Here is a 23280-nt window from a genome sequence, read left to right on the forward strand (position 1 = left end):
TAAACATTATTTAATCTCTTATTAAAACTCAGATAACATCAGATGAATAGTTTTGCCGCTAAAAATTCATGAGATCTTATCCACTGCTTGTAATTGCCCTTCTCATAGGGTTTGCAGTAATGTCTTTTAATCCTGTTTATCAAGGAAAAAGAAGCGAAAATACATTTGTCAATAAAGGTTTGACCGACTTTAAAATGAAGCTTGAACAGTTGAAGTCAGATGTTGATAAGTTCTCTGAAGACCGGATTTCACTCGAAGAATTACAGAAAACACTCAGCAGTGCAAGAAATTCATTCAAGGAAATAGAATTTTATATTGCTTACCATTATCCTGAATTTACAAAAACCCACCTTAATGCAGCTCCTTTGTTTCATATTGAAGCCGCAGGAACATCCGCCTATACACTTCCTCCCGAAGGATTGCAGGTGCTGGATGAACTGATATTTTCAGACGAAGCAGGAAATGAGAAAGAAAAGATAAAAACCATAACTACTTTTTTGTATAACAGCTATTCCGGGTTTTATTTAAGTGCTTTAAAAAATGGTCTGAGCAAAGGAAACAACAAAACATTGCCTTTGCGTATAGAACTGATCAGGATCTATTCCCTGGGAGTGTCCGGTTTTGATACACCAGGTTCCCTGAATATTTCCGAAGAAACAAGCCACGCTTTTTCCGGAATGCAGAAATACATCAATGATGATCCTTATTTTAAAAATTATAATATTGAAAGGGCTGACCAGATCTTAACAGACGGAATAAGTTATCTTTCAAAAAATACTGACTTTGAAAACTTTGACAGGATTGAGTTTTACAAAAAATACATACAGCCTTTGTACGAAGAACTTGGAAAATGGGACGGAAGACCAGACGATCTGAAGGAATTTTCAGGCTGGAATGTAGGTAACAAGAATTTTTTCAGCAGTGATTTTTTAGATCCGTACTTTTATACCTTATTGAAATCTTCAGAAGATAATCCGGAACTCCGAAACCTCGGAAAATCGATTTTCTATGATCAGAACTTAAGCGGTAACGGGAAAATGAGCTGTGCCACATGCCACCTTCCGGAAAATGCTTTTACAGACCTGAAACCCAAATCGCAAAGCAATGTGGAAGGAAAAACAGTGTTGAGAAATTCGCCATCTTTATATAATGCTGCTTTTGCCAAGAGATTTTTCTATGACCTCCGTGCTTTTTATCTTGAACAGCAGGCAGAACACGTTATTTATAATGAACAGGAATTCAATACCAGTTATGAGAGTATTATTCAGAAGCTGAAAACAAAGCCTGAATATAAAAAGGCCTTCCGCGCGGCTTTCAAAGACGGAAAAATCAGCAAAGAAAATTTTTCAAAAGCATTAAGTTCTTATGTAGCTTCATTGTATTCATTTGACAGCGATTTTGACCGTTTTATGAGGAATGAAAAGACTGTTTCTGAGGATGTGAAAAAAGGTTTTAACCTGTTTATGGGAAAAGCGAATTGTGCAACCTGTCATTTTGCGCCTCATTTTTCAGGATTGGTTCCGCCGTTTTTTAATGAAAATGAATCTGAAGTCCTGGGAATTACCACAAAACCTATCAGCCAGCTTCCCGTACAGCTTGATCAGGATTTGGGAAGAGGAAACAGCCCGATGAAAAAGGAAAAATCATGGATTTATGATTACTCTTTCAAAACGGTAACAGTAAGAAATATTGCCCTTACGAAACCGTATTTCCATAACGGAGCTTTCAATACTCTGGAAGAAGTCCTCGATTTTTACAACGAAGGCGGAGGAGAAGGATTAGGATTAAAAATGAAAAACCAGACGCTGGCACCGGATAAATTAAACCTTACTGAAACAGAAAAGAAACAGATCATTGCCTTTCTGAATGCTCTTACGGATGTGAGTAAAGCGAAATAGACGGGGCGCGGAATGAGAGAGTTTGAGGGTTTGAGGGTTTGAGAGTGAGAGTGTGGAGATTCGAGGTTCTGAAGACCGGGATTCGGTAGGAATGATATGGTTTTAATAAAAATAAGCTAAATTTTGAAACCTGTGTAAATGTTATCTACGCATGTTTCGGAATTTAGCCTAAAGTTTTTCAGAACGGATCTGTCTGTCTGTTTATTTGTTTTGAATCAGCTTTTCCAGCTTATCAATCATTTCTTGCTGTTGTTTTAGCATACGTTCATAAAGTTCAACCATTTTGTCAAGAGGGTGGAAGCTTGGTGAATTATTAATAATTGTAGCAAATTGAGGTGAAGAATGATCATGATTATTAAATGTATTTGCAATGATATTAATTGCTGATTCCTCATCAAAATTCTCAATCGCTTCTGCCGGAACTTTAAGAATTTGAGCAACCTGTGCTAAAATATCAGATTCCACAGTTTCTTTTTGTTCCAAAAGAGAGATTTTCTTCTGATTCCAGTCATCACCTAATTCGAAAGCTAAGGCTTCCTGCTTGATACCCAGCATTTCACGAAAACGTTTAATATTTCTGCCCTGATGTATTTTTTTATTTTGCATAGCTGTCTCAATCATAATAACAAATATAAAGTTTTAAGAGATAAGAATAGACCTCGTTTTTAAAATAAATTATCTTCTAAAATATTCACATTTTTGAATAAAAAATTCTCTTCTTTTACTGTTTAGATTGTTGAACATAGCTGTTTTGAGCTCATCAACAAATAGAATAAATATACATGTCCATTATGGTATGAATAATTGTCCGCACACATTTGAATTCCAAATCCACCACACGCAACTTAAACCCTCTAACCCTAAAACTCTCCAACCTTAAGGTCCCTCACCATTTAACACAAAATTAATCCCCTTAACATTGGGTTTTTGATAAGTTAATATTTACCGATCCATATTTAAAATCCTATTAACAGAGTAAAAGTTCTAAAAAAATAGTTTTGCAAGGTCTAATAAATCAAATAGAAAATGAAGAAAAAACTACTAACAGTGGGAACTTTGGCTGTATTGGCCGGTTCTGGCCTCCAGGCGCAGACTATGATATTCAATAAGAATGCATCATGGAGCTACAAAGATAACAACCAGGCTCAGCCGGCAGGATGGAATACCCAGAACTATGATATTTCAACATGGGCGGTAGGAAACGGACCGCTAGGATATGGAGATCCTGTAACTACTTCCATCAATTCCGGGCTTACAACAGCTTATTTTGCTAAAGATTTTACGGTAGATCTTTCCACACTTTCTGATACTATGGAACTTGGTGTAATGAGAGACGACGGTATTATTGTATACCTTAACGGAGAAGAAGTGGTAAGAGATAATATGCCTGCAGGCGCTGTTACATTCAATACTTTCTCCAGTACTACTATTGACGGTGCGGCAGAAAGCGTTTATAATATTTTCTCTATTCCGAAATCAAAATTTGTAAATGGTGTCAACAGATTTTCTATTGAATTGCATAACAGAAGCACAACCAGTTCAGATTTAAGAATTGATGCTTATCTGAAAACAACTGCCAATACCACTACACCTGTAACTTGTAACGGAACCCATATCAGCTGCTTTACTTCTATTGTTCCTACAGCACAAACCAATAAATTAATTATCCCTGCTGAACACAAATACCAGCTTATCTTAAAAGAAGGTGACAATTATACCGAAGGCGGAGGATTGGTAGGAGGTCAGAACGATTTTACCGCTTATGTTGCAAAAGCAGGAAGCAGTACAAACGGATATCTGTCTGTAAACCACGAAACGAATCCTGGAGGAGTTACTATGGCAGAAATCAGCTATAATGCAACTTCAAAGCTTTGGCAGCTTACAAAATCAAGAGCGGTAAGCTTCTCAGCTCCAAGTCTGGTACAAACCATCAGAAACTGTTCCGGAGGAATTACGCCATGGGGAACTGTGGTAACAGCAGAAGAATCTGTTACTTCCAACGACGTGAACAATGATGGGTACAAAGATTACGGCTGGTTAGTGGAAATTGACCCTGCAACGGCACAGGTAATTTCTAAAAATACTGACGGTTCCAAAGGTAAACTATGGCAGATGGGAATCATGAACCATGAGAATGTGGTCATCAATAATGCCGGAACAATCGCATATTATGGAGAAGACGGCGGAACTCACATGGTCTACAAATATGTAATGGATACGCCAAATGATCTTTCTTCAGGAAATCTTTATGTACTGAAATTAGACCAGGGATTAACGGCTGCAGGAGATCCGGCAGCAACTACAGCAACATGGATCCAGGTTCCGAATAAAGAAAAAGCAGACCAGAACAATACAGGTCCGTTAGCTCTTTCTTTAGGAGGAACAAAATTTAATGGTATTGAAGATGTGGATATCAGCCCGCTGGATGGGAAAATTTATTTTACATCAAAAGGTTTAGACAGAGTATACCGTTTACAGGATAACGGAACTACTGCTTCCCAGGTAGAAACTTTCGTAGGTGGAGGATCTACAGTGTATTCTTTCAATACAGCTCAGGGAGTGAAATCTGAAGTATGGGCTGATGGAAATGACAATCTTACCTTTGATGAGCTTGGAAACCTTTGGGTACTTCAGGACGGAGGTAAAAACTACATCTGGGTAATTGCTCCGGATCATACACAGGCCAATCCTAAAGTAAGACTATTCGCATCAATGCCGGCAGGTGCAGAACCTACGGGACTTACATTTACGCCTGATAATAAATTCGGTTTCTTCTCTATTCAGCATCCGGATTCAACGATCTCTACAGACGTAGATGCAACAGGAAATACGATTGATTATAAAGGAAAATCAGCAACGATTGTTATTGCGCTTAAAAATAATCTTGGAACTGAAGGAACTTTAGGAACTATTGATACTAAAATTGAAGAGAATACAGTAACGGTAGCACCAAACCCAACTTCAGGAATGGTAAAAATCAATTCAGCAAAAGGATTGAAAGATATTGCTGTAACAGCTTACAGCATGGATGGGAAAATTGTTTACACGAAGAAATTCAACGGAACCAACAAAGTATTGGATCTTGATTTCACACAGCAGTTGGAAGGATCACGAGTTTTAGTTTTAAATATTGAAGCTGAAGGAGGGTTCCAGAAAACAGTTAAACTTATAAAGAAATAAATTATTTATAATTCTTGTCTGTCGGCGGCCACGGTTGCCGGCAGACCTTTTTATTTTTATGAAAAAGCTTGTCTTACTGATTTCCATAGTTTCACTTTCTCAGATCAAAGCACAGATTGATCCGGTGAAGTATCCTACTTTTACCAATATTGAAGAGGCTTTAAGAAGTAAAAAGACTGTCTACAGTATAAGTTTCAGACAAAAAGGATTGTTTAACCTTCCTCCTCAGATTGTAAAACTGGATTCATTATTCTTTTTAAATATTATGGCGAATAAGCTTGAGAAAATGGATCAGGAAATCTTTGCTTTGAAAGAACTGGAAATTTTAAATGTGAATGAAAACAGCATTAAATATATTCCTGATGAGGTAAGCAATCTGAAGAAACTGACTACTTTTTCTATGAATCTCAATAGCCTTACAAGCATTAATCCTAATCTTGCAAAGCTTCAGAACCTGAAAGTGGTACATTTTGATGCCAACAGCCTTAATACCTTTCCTGAAGCTCTTATGGAAATTCCCGCACTTGAAGAAATCAACCTTCAGGGAAACCAGATCAGCTTTATTGCAGACAAATTGGATCAGATCAAAAATCTGAAGTTTCTCAATCTTTCAGATAACCAGATCAATGACCTTGGAAATTTGTCTTTTCCTGAAAATCTAAAATATCTTGAACTTCAGCAGAACGCTATCATCAAACTTCCTGAAAATCTTTTCAAAGCAAAGAATCTTGAATTTCTGAATGTAAGCGGAAATCATATCACAGAAATATCACCCAAAGTAAAAGGACTGAAAAATATCGTCAGTATGAATCTGGCCAATAACAATCTGAAAGATATTCCTGTAGAAATCAAACAGCTCAAAAACCTGAAAACATTGATTCTTACAGGAAATCCTATAGAAAAATCTACTGTTGAAAATTTAAAAACCTTACTGCCGGAAACCCAGATCTATTTCTAGAACTATCCGCCAACACGTTTGGTTTTATATCCCATTTCTTTAAGGATATTCATTATTTTATCACGGTTATCCCCTGAATGATAATCGTTCCATCCTTCTCAGAGCCGCCTATACCTAAGGTGGTTTTTATTTTCTTTGAGATTTTTTTCAGGTCCTCCTCACTGCCTTCCCAGCCTTCAACAATCGTTACAGGCTTACCGTTTCTTCCTTTTTTCTCAAATTTGCATACCAAAGGCTCTTTCTGCTTGAATTCTTCTTCAGGCATTTCAAAATCCTGCTCTTCATGATCAGGAAAAAGATTCTTCAATTGATCTCGTAAATCCATACTGCAAAATTAAAAAGATTTAATGATAATGAATTGAAATAATCAACGAAATTCCAGTTTTTTCAATCCTGTTAAAACTTTTACAGGCTTTATTTTGATTCTATATAAGTTTTTATATTTTTAACCGTTTGATAAGAAATCTTTTAAAAACTAATATGAAAACCAGATACATTTTTTCAGTTCTTCTTTTAGCTTCCGCAATGACAAAAGCCCAGACAAACTTCTCCACTGATCCATTGAACGCAGTATTTGAAACAAGAGACACAGACCGTTTCTGGAAAGCATTCGATAAGATGGATGCTTCGAAAGAAAATCCCTTTACAGATTATATCAGCAACGGATCTCAAGGTGTAAAAGGTTTCATGGAATATCGGATAATCAATGCTGATTCTTTATATACGATGGTCAGGAAGAGAAAAGAAGATTATCTGAAAAGCCGTAATGTTCTGGCAGGAATCAGCCAAAAAGAAAGAAGGATCAGAGCTGTTTACAGCGCATTGAAATATTGGTATCCGCAGGCAAAATTTCCGCCTATATATTTTGTATACGGAAGGTTTAATACGGGAGGAACATTTTCTAAAGAAGGAATTATGATCGGTACCGAAACTCTTCAGAATCTGGATGGCATTGCAGGACTTGTTTCCCATGAGACGATTCATTTCCAACAGGATATCAAAGGAACTGATAACCTTTTAAAATACACATTAAGCGAAGGAAGTGCCGATTTTATCAGTGAATTGGTGTCTGGAGAAACCAATAACAGCCCATTTTATCAATATGGAGAGGCCCATGCTGATAAACTGTATAAAGAATTTGTAACTGTATTAAAGAAGAAAGATCCTACTGACTGGCTTTATGGAACTACCAAAAAAGATGATCGTCCTAATGATCTTGGGTATTGGATGGGGTATAAAATTTCTGAGGCGTATTTTAATAAACAATCAGATAAGCATAAAGCTATTTATGATATCTTACATATTCAGAATCCGCTTTTGTTTTTAAAAGAGAGTGGCTTTTTAGATCAATACATCAGAGAATATACAAGGCAGAATAATACCAAATTCGAAGACTTTTTTAAAGAATAAACTTTAAGATAAACGAGATAGTGAATTCAAGAATTGATTTGTCTGTTGAGGTTCCTGTTTATCGCGAATACATAAAATTCAGGACTTCAAATTCTTCTATTCATAGGAAATTAGGTAAATTTGTATAACAAAAGTTTTTACAACATGTCGAAAAAAGCAATACTGGCCATTCTTGACGGATGGGGATTGGGAACAAACCCAAACGTTTCTGCAATAGATAAAGCAAATACACCATTCATAGACAGCTGTTACCAAAAATTTCCACATACAACGCTTGAAGCGAGTGGACTGGCTGTAGGCTTACCGGCCGGACAGATGGGGAACTCTGAAGTAGGACACATGAACCTGGGTGCCGGAAGAGTAGTATACCAAAACCTGGTAAAACTGAACATGGCGGTTGAGAACGGAACACTGGGACAGGAAAAAGTGATTCAGGACGCCTTTGACTACGCAAAAAAAGAAAATAAAAAAGTACACTTTATCGGATTGGTTTCCAATGGAGGAGTACACTCACATATCAATCACCTGAAAGGATTACTGACGGCTGCAAAAGAATTCGGTTTAAATGAAAATGTATTTGTTCATGCTTTTACCGATGGCAGAGACTGTGATCCGCATTCCGGATTAGGATTTATTGATGAACTTCAGAAGCATATGGAAGCTACTACCGGAAAGCTGGCAACAGTGGTGGGAAGATACTATGCGATGGACAGAGATAAAAGATGGGAACGTGTGAAATTAGCGTACGGAGCCCTTGTAGAAGGAATAGGAGAACAGACAACGGATGTTCTGGCAACCATTAAAATGTATTATGATAATAATGTAACCGATGAGTTTCTGAAACCAATCATTTTAATGAACACTACCGCTACAGGAAATGTAGTGCCGGTAGCAAGAATTATTGAAGATGATGTGGTGATCTGTTTTAATTTCCGTACAGACAGAGGGAGAGAAATTACAGAAGTTCTTTCCCAAAAGGATTTCCCTGAGTTTGGAATGAAGAAACTGAACCTGTATTACATTACACTAACGAACTATGATAAAACCTTCCAGAATGTACAGGTAGTTTTTGATGAAAATGTACTGACGGAAACTATGGGTGAAATCCTTGAGAAAAATGGGAAAACTCAGATCAGAATCGCAGAAACAGAGAAATATCCTCACGTTACTTTTTTCTTCTCAGGAGGAAGAGAAGAGGAATTTGTGGGAGAAAGAAGACTGTTGTGCCCAAGCCCGAAAGACGTTCCTACTTATGATTTAAAACCGGAAATGTCCGCATACGATATTACCAATGCAATTGTACCTGAACTGGAGCAGGGGACCGCTGATTTTGTATGCCTGAATTTTGCCAATACAGACATGGTAGGACATACAGGTGTCTTTGAAGCAGCAGTTAAAGCCGCTGAGGTGGTAGATCAGTGTATTGAAAAAGTAGCAACAGCTGCCTATGAAAACGGTTATGCTGTTTTCATCCTTGCCGATCATGGAAATTCAGATGTTATGATCAATCCGGACGGAACCCCAAATACGCAGCACTCTACGAACCTGGTTCCTTTTATCGTAATGGATAAAGACGACACATGGAATTTAAAACCTGGAAAACTAGGCGATGTAGCTCCAACCATCCTTAAAGTAATGGGAGTTGAAATACCGGATGCTATGACCGGAGAAGTTTTGGTTAATTAAAATTCAATAATATCCGAATAAAAATGCCGTTATACCTTTATAACGGCATTTTTTTTATGATTTATGTCAGATAAGGTATGACTTGCATACTTTATTATGCGCCAAATAATAAATAAATCATATCTTTGTAAATTAAAACTGAATAGTAAAATGTATCAAAAGCTTGTAAGGAAAGAAGTAATGGGGATATTGGAAAAGGAAGTGACTTCTTTTCTTGATAAATTTTTAACGCCAATTGAAAAAATTTGGCAACCCTCCGATTATTTGCCAGACCCGTCAAGCGAAGATTTCAAACATGATTTAGAAGAAATCCAGACATTTGCCCGTGAAATGCCTTACGATCTTTTCGTAACATTAATCGGTGACTGTATTACAGAAGAAGCTCTTCCTTCCTATGAGTCATGGCTGATGGGTGTTGACGGAATCAATCAGGAAGAAAAAGTAGGCTGGGCTAACTGGGTAAGAGCCTGGACCGCTGAGGAAAACAGACACGGAGATTTATTAAACAAATATCTTTACCTGTGCGGAAGAGTAAATATGAGAGAGGTTGAGATTACTACCCAATACCTTATCAATGACGGTTTTGATCTGGGAACAAGCATGGATCCGTACAGAAACTTCATTTATACAAGCTTTCAGGAAACAGCAACCAATATCTCCCACAGAAGGGTAGGAACGCTGGCAAAACAATCCGGTAACGGAAAACTGGCAAAAATGTGTGGTGTTATTGCTGCAGACGAAGCCAGACATGCTAAAGCATATAAGCATTTCGTAGCAAAAATTCTTGAAATAGATCCTTCGGAAATGATTCTTGCGTTTGAAGATATGATGCGTAAGAAAATTGTAATGCCTGCTCACCTAATGAGACAGTCCGGACAAAAAGCCGGAGAGCTTTGGGGACATTTCTCAGATGCTGCCCAAAGATGTATGGTATATACAGGACAGGATTATATCAATATTATGAAAGACCTTTTGGATGAATGGAAAATTGAGCACGTAAAAGGCCTTACAGAAAAAGCAGAAAAAGCTCAGGAATACCTGATGAAGCTTCCTGCAAGACTTCAGAAGATCACAGACAGGGTTTCTACTCCGGATCTTCAGTTCCAGTTTAGCTGGGTAAAGAGCTGATAAGAAGTTTATTATTATTTAAATATAAAAAGTATTGAGTGCCTTTCTTTTTGGCACTCTTTTTATTTCTTATCTTTGCAAAGCTAAAAAAAACAACAAAATGTTAAATAATAAAAAGATTGCTGTTGACTTTGACGGGACTATTGTTGATGATGCCTACCCGGCAATCGGAAAACCGAAAACTTTTGCATTCGAAACTTTAAAAAGACTTCAGGCTGAAGGATACAGACTTATACTTTGGACATACAGACACGGAAAAACGTTGGATGAAGCTGTAGAATTCTGCAGAAAAAACGGAATAGAGTTCTATTCTGTGAACTCAAGCTTTGAAGGAGAGGTTTTTGATCCTGAAACACAGTCCAGAAAATTAGATGCAGATTGGTTTATTGATGACAGAAACTTAGGAGGATTCCCGGGCTGGGGTGAAATCTATAACATTATTCAGGAAAGAATAGAATTCCGTGTAGAAGGAAAAGAAGTTCTTGCCTACTCAAAACTTAAAAAAGAAAAGAAAAAAGGACTTTTTTGGTAGAATATAGAAATTGGAAGCCAGATATCAGACATTAGTTTTTAATATCAAGTGCTTTTGGTCTTTTATAATTTATAGTAGAAAGTTCAGTAGATGATGAGAAGTAAAAATAAGCATAACGCTGTAGTCTAGCTTCTAACATCTAATATCTAACATCTATATACAATGATTCAATTAAAAACGATAGACGAATTACGTCTGATGAAGGAGAGTGCCCGTTTGGTTTCTAAAACATTGGGAATGTTGGCAAAAGAAATTAAACCGGGAATTACAACCTTATATTTAGATAAACTGGCTCATGATTTTATTAAAGATCATGGGGCTGAACCTGCATTTTTAGGGTATGGAGGATTCCCTAATTCTCTTTGTATCTCTCCGAATGAGCAGGTGGTTCATGGCTTTCCAAACAACGATGTAGTAAAAGAAGGAGATGTTCTTTCCGTAGACTGTGGAGTTATTCTTAACGGTTTTGTTGGAGATCATGCCTATACTTTTGAAATCGGGGAAGTAAAGCCGGAAGTTAAAAAATTACTGCAGGTAACCAAGGAATCTCTATATAAGGGGATTGAGCAGTGTATCAGAGGGAAAAGAATAGGAGATATCTCCCATGCAATCCAGGCACACTGTGAAAAAGAAGGGTATGGAGTGGTAAGAGAACTTGTAGGACACGGTTTAGGAAGAAAAATGCATGAAGATCCACAGGTTCCTAACTACGGAAGACAGGGAAGCGGAAAAGTAATTAAAGACGGTCTTGCCATTGCTATAGAACCGATGGTTAATATGGGAACTGAGAAAGTGAAATTCCATAATGACGGCTGGACGGTTACTACTTTAGATAACATGCCATCCGCTCACTTCGAACATGACGTAGCGGTAATCAACGGTAAGCCGGTATTACTTTCAACATTTGAATATGTATATGAAGCTTTAGGGATTGTAAGTGATGAAGAAAAGCAGTTCCAACTTGATTTTTAATGAAAAAATTAACGAAGCTTTTACTGAATAAAATTCCACGTCCGATGCTTATTAAAATGAGCATCTGGGCAAGGCCGCTTATTTATCAGTTTTTCAAAGGAGATCAGTTTTTAGACCCTATTGATGGAAGATCTTACAGAAAATTTCTTCCGTACGGATATGGTAAGCAGCGTGAAAATGCTCTTTCCCCAGGAACTTTAAGTTTGGAAAGACACCGCCAGATGTGGCTCTATCTTCAGAATGAAACTGATTTTTTCATTAAAAATTATAAAGTTCTGCATATTGCTCCTGAACAGGAGTTTTTAAGGAAGTTCAAAAGAATGAGCAATCTTAACTATATCTCAGCAGATTTATATTCTCCGATTGTAGATGTAAAGGCTGATATCCTGGACCTGCCGTTTGAAAATGAAAGCTTTGATATTGTTTTCTGTAACCACGTGCTGGAACATATAGAAGACGATGCAAAAGCAATGAGCGAACTGTACAGGGTATTAAAGCCCGGCGGATGGGGAATTCTTCAGGTTCCGATGAAAAATTCACTGGAGAAAACCTATGAAGATTTTACCATTAAAGATCCTAAGGAACGCCAGAAACACTTCGGGCAATACGATCATGTCCGCTGGTATGGAATGGATTATTTTGACCGCTTAAGAAAGGCTGGCTTTGAAACAGAACCCAATTTTTACTCACAGAAATTTTCTGAAGAAGAAATAAAAAAATATGGGCTGAGACATAATGAGATCTTGCCTGTAGTTTATAAAAAATAAAATAAAACCCGTCTTCAACAATTGAAAACGGGTTTTATTTTATGTTATTCTTTCGTAAAAGGATAAGATTTATAATTTTCAAGAGCTAAAATATACTGCCCTTTTTGAAAACTGCTTGTATCAATGGACATATTAACACCACTCGTTATAGTTTCAAATACCAGTTTTCCGGAGAGATCATAAATCTTAAGCCGAAGATTTCTCTCAATATTTTCAATATGTAACATCTCTTTTACCGGATTTGGATATGCTTTAAACGTTTTTGCAGCGGCATCAGTTTCTTTAGTACTCAGTTGTGAAGTATTGTTATAATAAACTTTATTTCCTGAAGGATCCGTAATTATCAGTGTTTTGAGGTTACCGTTTGTAATAATCTGATAGCTGTATATAGATGCATAAGCTCCTGAAATGTAAGTGTCACAGTTTTTCTGATCGTAGGCACGAACAGCTGATGCATTTCCGCCATTATAAAACAAAAGAGTACACGAGCTGGCTGTTTTGATAAGATTGTTACTTCCGGGCATAACTCCAAAACTCATCATGGATGTATTGTAATACCTTGAATTGATAACATAGCTTGTACCTCCCGCTGAATTGAATGTGGTAGCAGGAACTCCGTTATCTATTAAAGGGGTATTGGTTGTCTGGCCGCTGTTAGATACCATCTTGGAAATATACCAGTTATTGGAAAGTAGTTCAGAAGTTTGCTGGGCAGTCAGTAAACCGCCTGCTAAAAGGAATAGAATTTTTTTCATAGGTTAAAAGTTTCCGGTAAAGATATAAAGAATTTCTTCTTTATCTGTTTTGCCAGTATAGTTAAAGTGAAGATTTTAAATAAACAAAAAACCGTCTCTATTATGAAGACGGTTTTTGTTTTTAAATATTGATTGAAGTTATGCGCTTTTAGTGTGATGAAGACACGGCTTTTAAACCTACTACAGAACCAATAAGGGTTACAATAAAGAATATTCTCCAAAAACTTACAGGATCTTTAAAGAAGATAATTCCCATTAAAGCAGTTCCCACCGCTCCGATACCCGTCCAAACCGCATAAGCTGTCCCGATAGGTAAAGTCTGGGTTGCTTTAATCAGTAAAAGCATACTGATAGTCATTGTTACCAGAAAACCGGCAAACCAGTAATAGGATTCTGTTCCGGAAGTTTCTTTTGCTTTTCCCAGACAAGATGCAAACGCGACTTCAAATAACCCGGCTACAATTAATATAATCCAATTCATTTTTTTAATTTTTCTACTGCAAAGTTCAGAATTTGGAGGCAGAAAAAATTTTACAATTGTTAAAAAATGAAGGCAAGCTGGAAGTTATTGTCTCATAAGATAATTAGCAAACATTTTTTAGATAAAGTTCTTAGAAGCATTAATTAATAAAAATGAGCAGGATTTCTTAATGGACTATCATAACTTCCTTCTTCCATCCTCCAGCTTCCATCCTCAAAATCAAAATTATTTTATCTCCGCCCTTATTCTGCTCAAACTTACCTGGGTAATTCCAAGATAAGACGCAATATAACCCAGCTGAACCCTCTTAAGCAATTCAGGCTGATAGGTCATAATATCCTTATAACGTTCCAAAGAGGTTTTGAACTGTCTGGAAATGATCAGTTCCTCGGATTTGATCATTTCAGCTTCTGCCAGTTTTCGTCCCCAGTTAGCGATATGAATATCCTCATTAAAGAGTTTTTTGAGGTTCTCCGTTTCCATTCTGTACAAATCGCAGTCTTCCAGAAGTTCTATACTTTCATAGCCGGGCTTATCCTCTACATAGCTTTTCATGGATAATATACATTGGCCTTCGCTTCCAAACCAGAATGTAATATCATTTTCAGACGTTGAAGAATAGGCACGTGCAATTCCTTTCCTGATAAAATACAGATAGGGAACCACTTTATCTGCTTCCATCAGGCAGAAACCTTTAGGATGCGAAACTTCAGTGATATACTTTTTTAAACTGTTTTTTGATGCTTCAGGAAGAAGGTAAATCTGGTCAAGAATCTGGTCTATATTCATAAAGATGAATTCTAATTTTCAAAAATATCAGTTTTAGGTAATGCAATACAAAATAATCGGATATTTTTTAACCTTGCAAAATATCCGTTTTTGTATTTATTTTTAAAATTTCTTTTATTACAGCCACTTAAGGTTATATAACTCTCTTTTTTCTTCTAAATATTGAGATAAACTGTAAAGACCGATTTTGTTTTACTAACTTTGCAGTTCGTAATATTATTTTTATGCACAAAGCTGGATTTGTAAATATAGTTGGAAAGCCCAATGCCGGAAAATCGACTTTGCTTAACCAATTAATGGGTGAAAAGCTGGCGATTGTAACGCAGAAAGCGCAGACAACCCGTCACAGAATTTTTGGTATTTATAATGAAGATGATCTTCAGATCGTATTTTCTGATACTCCAGGAGTATTGGACCCAAAATACGGGCTGCAGGAAAAAATGATGGACTTTGTAAAAGACTCTCTGCAGGATGCTGATGTTTTCCTGTTTATTGTAGATGTTACCGATAAAGCAGAACCGTCAGAATTTTTAATTGAGAAACTGAATAAAATTCCTGTACCTGTCCTTCTTCTGCTGAATAAAGTAGATCAGACGGATCAGGCAGGTCTTGAGAAATTGGTGGAAGAGTGGCACAACAGAATTCCAAAGGCGGAAATTTTGCCTATTTCTGCTTTGAATGCTTTCAATACAGAAGTGATTCTTCCTAAAATAAAATCGTTACTTCCTGAGAATCCTCCTTACTACGATAAAGATCAGTTCACAGACAAGCCTGAAAGGTTTTTTGTTAATGAGACCATCCGTGAGAAAATTCTTCTGAATTATGATAAAGAAATTCCATACTCTGTAGAAGTGGTTACAGAGCAGTTCAAGGAGAAAGAAGGAATTATCTTTATTGATTCTATTATTTATGTAGAAAGAGATACCCAGAAAGGAATTATTATCGGCCACAAAGGGGAAGCTATCAAAAAAGTAGGAACTGAAGCAAGATTGGACCTTGAAAAATTCTTTACTAAAAAAATCCATTTAAACTTATTTGTAAAAGTGAAAAAAGACTGGAGAAAGAATGACAGGGATCTCAAAAATTTCGGTTACAGATAAACTAAAACGGCCGGAATCCCGTTGTATTAAAAGATTTTTATTACCTTAGTATAAATTTTTTAGTAGATGAACTATAATAATTCAAATTCAGGCTCAATACCTAAAGATATTGTTTTATTGGTGGTGAGAGTATTTGTCGGTTTTGCAATGCTTTCTCATGGTTTTCCAAAGCTTCAGATGCTATTGGAAGGTGGTAAAATCGAGTTTTTCGATTTTATGGGACTGGGACCACAGGTATCGCTAATTCTTACGGTTTTTGCTGAATTTGTTTGTTCTATACTACTTATATTAGGACTTTTTACAAGAGTTGCTTTGGGATTCCTGATTTTTACCATGATCATTGCTGGTTTTATAGTGCATGGTGCAGATCCTTTTGAAAAGAGAGAACTGGCACTGGTCTATCTGTCTGTTTATCTTCTGCTCATGGTAATAGGAGCCGGAAAAGTTTCCGTAGATCATATGATAGAAAAAAGAAAAAGAGCTTCAGACTGGTAATTTAAAGGATAAAATGCAAAATAAAGAAAGGCACTTCATTTGAAGTGCCTTTTTGTTTTTAAGGTCTGCAAGAAGGCAAGCAATCCCATATAGGAGAACCTGTTGGTGTTCTGGCAACTATACAAGCTACATATCCTGTATCACATAATGGAGCATTTCCTCCGATAATAGTCTTTAGATTTCTCTTTGTTAGTTTGCGTAAATTTTTCATATTATTTTTAATTTGTAAAGTAAATGTAATAAAAAATAGTTATGACACCAAAAGGAGTCTTAATTTTAATGTTAAAATTCTTTTAAATTCACTACATTCGTAGAAAATGAATTATATGAAGATAAAACTGACTATTTGCCTTCTGGCATTTCTCAATTTTTACGATGCACAGGAAAATATTACGTACCAGAAACCTTCTGCTGAGATTTTAAAGCTTGCAGACTATGAAAGGCCTCCAGTTGTTCTGATGAACAGCAAAAAAGACTGGGTAGTTTTTACGTATCGTCCAACATATAAAACACTGGAAGATCTGAGCCAGAATGAAATGAAGCTTGGCGGACTCAGAATCAACCCGGTTACCAATATCTCAAGCAGCATGACCTACTCAAATAATCTGAAGATCAGAAAGATCAATGATAAAAATGAGATTCAGGTAAAAAATCTGCCTTCCAATCCGAAAATTGCATACGTTTCGTTTTCTCCGGATGAAAAGAAACTCGCTTTTACCAATACAACCAATAAAGGCGTAGAGCTTTGGATTGTAGATATGGAAACCGCTTCTGCAAAAAAAATTACAGCTGATAATCTGAATGCCAATTTAGGAATGCCTTATTTATGGTATAATGATTCTCAAAGCTTTCTGATCAGAACACTTCCGCAAAACAGACCGGCCCTTATAGATGCAGCCAAAGATCTTCCTACAGGCCCGATTGTTTCAACGGCTGATGGTAAAGTTTCCCAGAACAGAACATACCAGGATCTTCTGAAAAATCCTCAGGACGAAAAAAACTTTGAAACACTTACTGCTTCTGAACTCTATAATGTAGACCTTACAGGAAATCTTAAGAAATTCAAAGATCAGGATATGTTTGCAGGCTTAAGTTTTTCTCCTGACGGAAATTACCTGATGGCTACCGTAATTAAAAAACCTTTTTCCTATATCGTGCCGCTTAGCAGATTCCCATCAGCAACGATTGTATATGATATGAAAGGAAATGCTGTAAAAACAGTGAATGAAGTTCCTTTGAATGAAATCATGCCGAAAGGATTTTCATCAGTAAGAACCGGAAAGAGAGATATGACATGGAGAAATGATGCTCCCGCAACTCTTACCTATGCTGAAGCTCTGGACGGAGGTGATCAGTCAAAAGCAGCAGATTACAGAGATGAGATATTTACTTGGGAAGCACCTTTTACTGCAGCTCCGAAATCTTTCTTTAAAACAAAGCAGAGATATGAAGATGTAGTCTGGACAAATGACCATTATGCCATTGTTTCTGAAGGCTGGTACGATACAAGAAATACAAAATCATACCTGATAGATCTTACTAACGGAGAATCTAAAGTTTTTGATGACAGGAATTATCAGGATGTTTACAGCGATCCCGGGAACTTTAACACAACGAAAAACCAATACGGGAGATATGTAGTGGATATGAAAGGCGGAAAAGCTTACCTGATAGGAGATGGCTTTACCAAAGATGGTCAGCACCCGTTCATAGATGAAATGGATGTTAAATCATTGAAGAAGAAAAGGCTTTATACTTCTAACCTTAAAAATGCAAAAGAGACCATCGTAGATATTCTTAATCCTTCAAAAGGTGAGATTTTAACCACTCAGCAGTCTCCAAGCCAGTATCCGAATTATTTTAAAAAGAATATTAAATCAAATAAAGCGGAAGCTGTAACCAACTTTGCAAATCCTTTTGAAAGTATCAAAGACGTTTACAAAGAAGTGATTACTTATAAAAGAAATGATGGTGTTACTTTAACAGGAACTCTTTATCTTCCCGCTAATTACGACAGAAAGGCGAAAAAAGAAAAACTACCTTTACTGATCTGGGCTTATCCGACAGAATATAAAGACAAAAATACAGCAGGGCAGAACACCCAAAACCCTAATGAATTCACATTCCCATATTACGGATCTTTCGTATACTGGACCACGAAAGGATATGCTGTGCTTGATGATGCTGCTTTCCCTATTATTGGTGAAGGAAAAACGGAACCGAATGATACGTTTATCCCGCAGTTGGTAGCCAATGCAGCAGCAGCCATTGATGCTGTGGATCATCTTGGGTATATTGACAGGAAGAAAGTGGCTGTAGGAGGACATTCATACGGCGCTTTCATGACGGCAAACCTTCTGACCCATTCTGATCTTTTTGCATGCGGAATTGCAAGAAGTGGTGCTTATAACAGAACGCTGACACCTTTTGGATTCCAGAGTGAGCAGAGAAATTACTGGGATGTTCCGGAAATTTACAATACGATGTCTCCGTTTATGCATGCAGATAAAATGAAGACTCCGCTTCTTCTGATACATGGCGATGCAGATAACAATCCGGGAACTTTCACTTTACAGACTGAAAGATACTTCCAGGCATTGAAAAATCTGGGTGCTCCTGTAAAAATGGTCCTTCTTCCAAAAGAAGCCCACGGATATCAGGCAAAAGAAAATATCTTACACCTTTTATGGGAACAGGATCAGTTCCTTGAAAAGTGTCTGAAGAAATAAATTACGAAAGAGACTGTTTATCATAAACAGTCTCTTTTTTTTAATAAATCTTAATGGCTTAAGATTAAAGATATTTCAGAATCTCATCAACACTCTTAAGCTCCATAAAACTCGGATGTTCCAGGTTAACATCATGCTGTTCATGGCTCCATGTGATATGATAAGGGATGTGAGCTGCAAAACCTCCGATTTCCAACACCGGCAAAACATCTGATTTAATAGAATTTCCAAGCATCATAAAATTTTCAGGTTTGCAGTCAAGGTGCTTCAGAAGCTTTTTATAATCATGCTCCTTTTTATCACTCATAATTTCTATGTGATGGAAATACTCCTGTAATCCTGATTTTTTCAGTTTCCGTTCCTGATCCAGAAGATCTCCTTTGGTGGCTACAACAAGCCTGTATTTTCCTTTTAAGCTTTCAAGAGTTTCTGTAACTCCATCCAGGAGTTCAATGGGTTTCTGAAGCTGTTCCTGTCCCAATTGTATAGCTTTATTAACCAGTTCCAATGGCGCCGTATTATTGGAAACCCTGCTGATGGTTTCAATCATGCACAGCATAAAACCTTTTACCCCGTAACCATATAAATGAAGATTCTGCATTTCTGTTTTAAATAATTCCTGTGATACAGAATGCTGTGGAAGGTAATTTTCGAGCAGCATGCAAAACTCTTTTTCCGCTTCCTGAAAATACGGTTCATTGATCCAAAGGGTATCATCAGCATCAAATGCAATGGTTGTGATATGATTATTCATTTTTGTTTTGTAATTTTCTGATCTCAAAATTCAGTATAAAAACCCAACAAGCAAAGGACATTTGTCCCGGATCAATATGTTACGCACCAATCAGACCTTTTTAAGCTATTTTGAAGCGCTTTATCATAAACAGGAGAGTGGCAGAGATATTCTGTTGAAAACTTATCCCAGGGGAGAGCAGATTCTGGTACAGGGGCAGTTTATTCTCAAGCCTATGATTATTAAGGAAGGAATTACCAAATGCTATTTTACGGAAGAAAACGGAAAAGAATATATCGTAGAGTTTTCCGGAAGCGGTGAAATTGTCGGAGAAATAGAGATGATCAAAAATACACCCTGTTTATGCAGTATCGAAACACTAACTGAAGTTTCCGTCTATGAGATTGCCATTCCGTATTTCAGATTTTTGCTTAAAAATGATATTGCTTTGAATAATTTATTGCTGGATATTTTTGCGGAACGAATTATCAATACTTCCAGCAGGGCATCTTATCAACAGCTTTATACAACAGAGCATACTTTAACACAATTACTGAAAATGCAGGCCAAAGAAGGAATTCAGATTTCAAAAGAAGATATGGCCGCTTACCTGGGAATTACAGTAAGAAGTCTGAATAGAATCTTAAAAGACTTAAAATAATTTTTCAGAATAAAAAATGAAATTGTTAAGTGCCGATAAGATTGGATTGATGTATATTTTTAGGGGTGAACTTTGGTAAACAACGAAATTGAATAATTCATTTGTGAATCTACAGGGGTTGTGTTTGAAATTTAGTAGTTTTGTGTGAAATAAAGTCGAATATTCATCCATGGAAAAATTAAAGTTCAGGAATGCTGAATTGTCAGATTTGAACAAAATCGTAGCCATTTATAATTCAACAATTGCCTCAAGGATGGTCACTGCAGACATGGAAGAAGTTTCTGTGGAAAGCAAGCTAAAATGGTTTGAAGAGCATAATCCTCAGACAAGACCGCTTTGGGTAGTTGAAGATGAACAGAATCAGGTCATTGGATGGGTAAGCTTCAGTTCATTCCATGAAAGAGCAGCATACAAGGGTACGGTAGAGGTAAGCATTTATCTGGATGAGTCCTGCAGAGGAAAAGGATATGGGAAAACCATTCTGCAGTATTGTATTGATAACGCAGAGAAATTTGGAGTACTTAATCTGGTTGCCCTTATTTTCCTTCACAATGAACCCAGCTTAAAGCTCTTCAGGCATTTCGGATTTGAAGATTGGGGAAACCTTCCTAATGTAGCAGTTTTGGACGGAATAGAAAGAAGCCTGGTCATATTGGGAAGAAGAATTAGTTAAATATAAAAGCGGCTGGGGGCCGCTTTATTTGTATCAGTTGAATTCAGGTTGTTTATCTTTTTCAATATAGATATAACGGCCCTTGATTCCGTTTTGGAGCATTTCCTTTTTTTTATTGAGTTCTTCTACAGATTCTATCGTTTCATTTTTAAAGTTACTCTTTTCTCCGTTCTGTATCCTCTCGGAAAAAATTCTTGTAGGATTTTGGTAGATGTCCTCAATGTATTTATTAAATTTCTCATTGGTTATCGGGATAGCCAGTTTGCCGTAATGCGTTTCTACAAAATCTTGGGTATCGTAGTCTGTAGTAAGTTTTTCATTATTAATCAGTTTATAGACAAAGTTTTGATCCGTGTCTTCCAAGATAAAGATGAGACCGGGAAGACCTCTGAATTTATAAGGACCTTCCTGTATATTCACTTCGTTGGAAAACCAGGCGTTCCAGGTTCTGCCTCCGAAATCTGTACTGGCTTTCTGAAGCTTATACCCATTGTATTCTTTAGTCTCCTGAATGATCTGCCATTTCATTTCATCATTTGTTTTTACCACAAAATAATCAAAAAAATCTCTGTACCAGTTATTTTTAAAAGAATCCGGTTTTCTTTCCACCACCTGGTCTGTTTTCGTACTGTACCGGGAAATCTGCTGATTTGCATGTTTATTTTTTTCATCATAATCAGCAAAGCCTTTATCATAAAATTTGACAGACCCGGGACTGACATCCAGATTCATAAGGGTTATTAAATATTGCTGTGATGGATTTTTGCGGTACTGAAGTTCGTAAGTAAATCTGTTAGTTTGAGATTGGAAAAAAGAACCTGCATATAAGGCAAGGAAAATCAGTGTTTTTTTCATTTCTATTGATGGTTATCGACACCAAAAATAATGAAAAAGCGCAGATTTTTTACATCTGCGCTTAGTTTTATTGTGCTTTTGTCTGCATATTCTGCTTAATTCGTTTTGCGGACATGTTTAAAAATCGTTTTACGAGGAAAACTGCAGATACTGTCAGTCCTAGTCCCAGTGCGATCCACATTCCGAATGCACCCATTTTTAAGGTAACACAGAAGAAATATCCCAATGGAATTGTAATCACCCAATAGGCAATAAAAGTATAAATAGACGGTATTTTAACGTCTTGTAGTCCTCTCAGCATTCCCAGAGCTGTTACCTGGATTCCGTCAGAAAGCTGGAACAACGCTGCAATAATCATAAGCTTTGCAGCCAGGGCAATAACTTCCACTTCTTCTTTTTTCGTAAAGAAAGTCGGGAGTATATTTCTACCTAAAATAAACACCAACCCGCAGATGCACATGAAAATAAAGGCGATCTTCAAGTTGTTGATTCCTACTTTTCTCAGCTCAACAAAGTTCTGTTCTCCCAACTTTCTTCCAATCATTACCGTAGAGGCAACACTGAACCCAACACACAGGTTAAAGGTGAATGAAGCCATGCTTAGTGCAATCTGGTGAGAAGCAATATCGTGGGCAGAAATCAACCCGCAGATAAATGCTGCTCCGGCAAAAGCTGTTACTTCAAAGAACATCTGTAAAGCTGTAGGCAGTCCAAGTTTCACCATCTTATCAAACATCTGTTTTGAAAAGCCCTGAATTTTTAAAGAAAAATCTTTAATATAACGTCTTGTTCTTTTTTCTTTAAGCAATACAAAATAAAGGAAAACAACCATGAAAATTCTGGAAATCAGAGTCGCCAAAGCTGATCCTTTTACACCCATCGGCGGAATCCCCCAAAGTCCTTTGATGAAAACATAATTCAAGGCAATATTGATGATATTGGCAATAATGGTTGCTTTTGTAACCCCAATCGTGTATGATAGTCCTTCAGATACTTCACGAAGCGTCTGAAATGCCATAAATGGAATCATACTGATCACCATGATGCTTAAGAAGCTTACTGTATCAGGAATAATCTTGGCAGGCTGCCCTGAATGATAGAGCAGTGGCATTCCCAGCAGTAAAATGGCCATCAGAATAATCCCGACAGACATATTGATGATAAAACCGTGGCTGAACACAGAGTTGATCGTAGCATGATCTTCTCTGGAGTGTGCCTCCGAAACCAGCGGCGGGATGGCAAATGAAAATCCAAGGGCCAATACAAATATGGAGAAAAATACAGCATTTCCCAATGAAACGGATGCCAGCGCATCGGCACCCAATAATTTTCCGACAATAATATTATCGAATAAGTTTACTGAAACCTGCCCTACCTGGGTAAGCATCACAGGCAGAGCCAGAGTCAGGCATTCCTTCGTATAGTTTTTGTTTAAAAAGCTCATAATATTTTAAGATTCATATAGTTTATTATTCAAA

At 36.9% G+C, this 23280-nt stretch carries 22 protein-coding genes and 1 pseudogene; 14 read left to right on the forward strand and 9 right to left on the reverse strand.

Going from position 1 to position 23280, the window contains the following annotated elements; genetic code table 11:
* The first annotated feature begins 68 nt into the window (after positions 1-68).
* Positions 69-1898 carry a cytochrome-c peroxidase gene (locus EL165_RS01635; RefSeq protein ID WP_002979964.1) on the forward strand — a complete coding sequence of 610 codons (1830 nt, stop codon included), beginning with the start codon at positions 69-71 and terminating at the stop codon, positions 1896-1898.
* Positions 1899-2099: 201 nt separating this feature from the next.
* Here the strand turns inward: EL165_RS01635 and EL165_RS01640 are convergent, their stop codons facing one another.
* Complete coding sequence (locus EL165_RS01640; RefSeq protein ID WP_002979962.1) at positions 2100-2519, reverse strand: helix-turn-helix transcriptional regulator; 420 nt, start codon at positions 2517-2519, stop codon at positions 2100-2102.
* A 405-nt stretch (positions 2520-2924) separates the two neighbouring features.
* On the opposite strand from EL165_RS01640, the gene EL165_RS01645 reads away from it, so the two are divergent.
* Positions 2925-5078, forward strand: a complete 2154-nt coding sequence (locus EL165_RS01645; protein WP_002979960.1) for an alkaline phosphatase PhoX — start codon at positions 2925-2927, stop codon at positions 5076-5078.
* A gap of 58 nt (positions 5079-5136) precedes the next feature.
* Positions 5137-6036: a leucine-rich repeat domain-containing protein gene (locus EL165_RS01650; RefSeq protein ID WP_002979958.1), complete on the forward strand. Its 900-nt coding sequence runs from the start codon at positions 5137-5139 to the stop codon at positions 6034-6036.
* Positions 6037-6038: 2 nt separating this feature from the next.
* On the opposite strand, the pseudogene EL165_RS01655 reads toward EL165_RS01650, so the two are convergent.
* Positions 6039-6361 (reverse strand): annotated as a pseudogene (locus tag EL165_RS01655) (translation initiation factor).
* A 155-nt stretch (positions 6362-6516) separates the two neighbouring features.
* On the opposite strand from EL165_RS01655, the gene EL165_RS01660 reads away from it, so the two are divergent.
* The 6 genes from EL165_RS01660 to EL165_RS01685 all read left to right on the forward strand — a co-directional run bounded on the left by EL165_RS01660 (position 6517) and on the right by EL165_RS01685 (position 12531).
* Entirely contained in the window at positions 6517-7446 is a 930-nt protein-coding gene (locus EL165_RS01660; RefSeq protein ID WP_002979955.1) for a DUF2268 domain-containing putative Zn-dependent protease, read from the forward strand.
* Between the two features lie 144 nt (positions 7447-7590).
* A complete protein-coding gene (gene gpmI / locus EL165_RS01665) occupies positions 7591-9132 on the forward strand; it encodes a 2,3-bisphosphoglycerate-independent phosphoglycerate mutase (protein WP_002979953.1) in 1542 nt (513 codons plus the stop codon).
* Positions 9133-9282: 150 nt separating this feature from the next.
* Positions 9283-10260 (forward strand): acyl-ACP desaturase, encoded by a 978-nt coding sequence (locus tag EL165_RS01670; RefSeq protein WP_126358570.1) that lies wholly within the window; start codon positions 9283-9285, stop codon positions 10258-10260.
* A gap of 100 nt (positions 10261-10360) precedes the next feature.
* The gene (locus EL165_RS01675) at positions 10361-10792 is read left to right on the forward strand and encodes a BT0820 family HAD-type phosphatase (RefSeq protein WP_041461503.1); all 432 of its coding nucleotides are present in this window, start codon (positions 10361-10363) and stop codon (positions 10790-10792) included.
* A 162-nt stretch (positions 10793-10954) separates the two neighbouring features.
* On the forward strand, positions 10955-11764 hold the full coding sequence (gene map / locus EL165_RS01680) for a type I methionyl aminopeptidase (RefSeq protein ID WP_002979947.1): 810 nt from the start codon (positions 10955-10957) through the stop codon (positions 11762-11764).
* Positions 11764-12531 (forward strand): class I SAM-dependent methyltransferase, encoded by a 768-nt coding sequence (locus EL165_RS01685; RefSeq protein ID WP_002979945.1) that lies wholly within the window; start codon positions 11764-11766, stop codon positions 12529-12531. Before map ends, EL165_RS01685 begins: the two co-directional genes overlap by 1 nt.
* A 44-nt stretch (positions 12532-12575) precedes the next feature.
* Here EL165_RS01685 and EL165_RS01690 read toward each other — a convergent pair whose 3' ends face one another.
* From EL165_RS01690 to EL165_RS01700, 3 genes are all read right to left on the reverse strand, one after another.
* Positions 12576-13286 carry a T9SS type A sorting domain-containing protein gene (locus tag EL165_RS01690; RefSeq protein WP_002979944.1) on the reverse strand — a complete coding sequence of 237 codons (711 nt, stop codon included), beginning with the start codon at positions 13284-13286 and terminating at the stop codon, positions 12576-12578.
* 148 nt (positions 13287-13434) lie between these two features.
* Entirely contained in the window at positions 13435-13767 is a 333-nt protein-coding gene (locus tag EL165_RS01695) for a DMT family transporter (protein ID WP_002979942.1), read from the reverse strand.
* Between the two features lie 225 nt (positions 13768-13992).
* Entirely contained in the window at positions 13993-14556 is a 564-nt protein-coding gene (locus EL165_RS01700) for a Crp/Fnr family transcriptional regulator (protein WP_002979940.1), read from the reverse strand.
* Between the two features lie 224 nt (positions 14557-14780).
* On the opposite strand from EL165_RS01700, the gene era reads away from it, so the two are divergent.
* On the forward strand, positions 14781-15656 hold the full coding sequence (era, locus tag EL165_RS01705; RefSeq protein WP_002979938.1) for a GTPase Era: 876 nt from the start codon (positions 14781-14783) through the stop codon (positions 15654-15656).
* Positions 15657-15722: 66 nt separating this feature from the next.
* A complete protein-coding gene (locus EL165_RS01710) occupies positions 15723-16151 on the forward strand; it encodes a DoxX family protein (RefSeq protein ID WP_002979936.1) in 429 nt (142 codons plus the stop codon).
* Between the two features lie 58 nt (positions 16152-16209).
* Here the strand turns inward: EL165_RS01710 and EL165_RS26600 are convergent, their stop codons facing one another.
* Positions 16210-16362 (reverse strand): bacteriocin-like protein, encoded by a 153-nt coding sequence (locus tag EL165_RS26600; RefSeq protein ID WP_429826415.1) that lies wholly within the window; start codon positions 16360-16362, stop codon positions 16210-16212.
* Between the two features lie 115 nt (positions 16363-16477).
* Between EL165_RS26600 and EL165_RS01715 the strand changes: the two genes are divergently transcribed.
* Positions 16478-18880, forward strand: a complete 2403-nt coding sequence (locus EL165_RS01715) for a S9 family peptidase (RefSeq protein ID WP_081457787.1) — start codon at positions 16478-16480, stop codon at positions 18878-18880.
* A gap of 64 nt (positions 18881-18944) precedes the next feature.
* On the opposite strand, the gene EL165_RS01720 is transcribed toward EL165_RS01715, so the two are convergent.
* Positions 18945-19634 carry an HAD family hydrolase gene (locus tag EL165_RS01720; RefSeq protein WP_041461807.1) on the reverse strand — a complete coding sequence of 230 codons (690 nt, stop codon included), beginning with the start codon at positions 19632-19634 and terminating at the stop codon, positions 18945-18947.
* Between the two features lie 76 nt (positions 19635-19710).
* On the opposite strand from EL165_RS01720, the gene EL165_RS01725 reads away from it, so the two are divergent.
* Complete coding sequence (locus EL165_RS01725; RefSeq protein WP_002979929.1) at positions 19711-20274, forward strand: Crp/Fnr family transcriptional regulator; 564 nt, start codon at positions 19711-19713, stop codon at positions 20272-20274.
* 169 nt (positions 20275-20443) lie between these two features.
* Positions 20444-20947 carry a GNAT family N-acetyltransferase gene (locus EL165_RS01730; RefSeq protein WP_002979927.1) on the forward strand — a complete coding sequence of 168 codons (504 nt, stop codon included), beginning with the start codon at positions 20444-20446 and terminating at the stop codon, positions 20945-20947.
* 33 nt (positions 20948-20980) lie between these two features.
* Here the strand turns inward: EL165_RS01730 and EL165_RS01735 are convergent, their stop codons facing one another.
* Both EL165_RS01735 and EL165_RS01740 read right to left on the reverse strand, forming a co-directional pair.
* Positions 20981-21802: a GLPGLI family protein gene (locus EL165_RS01735; RefSeq protein WP_002979925.1), complete on the reverse strand. Its 822-nt coding sequence runs from the start codon at positions 21800-21802 to the stop codon at positions 20981-20983.
* A 67-nt stretch (positions 21803-21869) separates the two neighbouring features.
* Positions 21870-23246: an MATE family efflux transporter gene (locus tag EL165_RS01740; RefSeq protein WP_002979924.1), complete on the reverse strand. Its 1377-nt coding sequence runs from the start codon at positions 23244-23246 to the stop codon at positions 21870-21872.
* Between the last annotated feature and the right edge of the window lie 34 nt (positions 23247-23280).

It is taken from the genome of Chryseobacterium gleum (genome assembly GCF_900636535.1).
GTDB classification, from domain to species: domain Bacteria; phylum Bacteroidota; class Bacteroidia; order Flavobacteriales; family Weeksellaceae; genus Chryseobacterium; species Chryseobacterium gleum.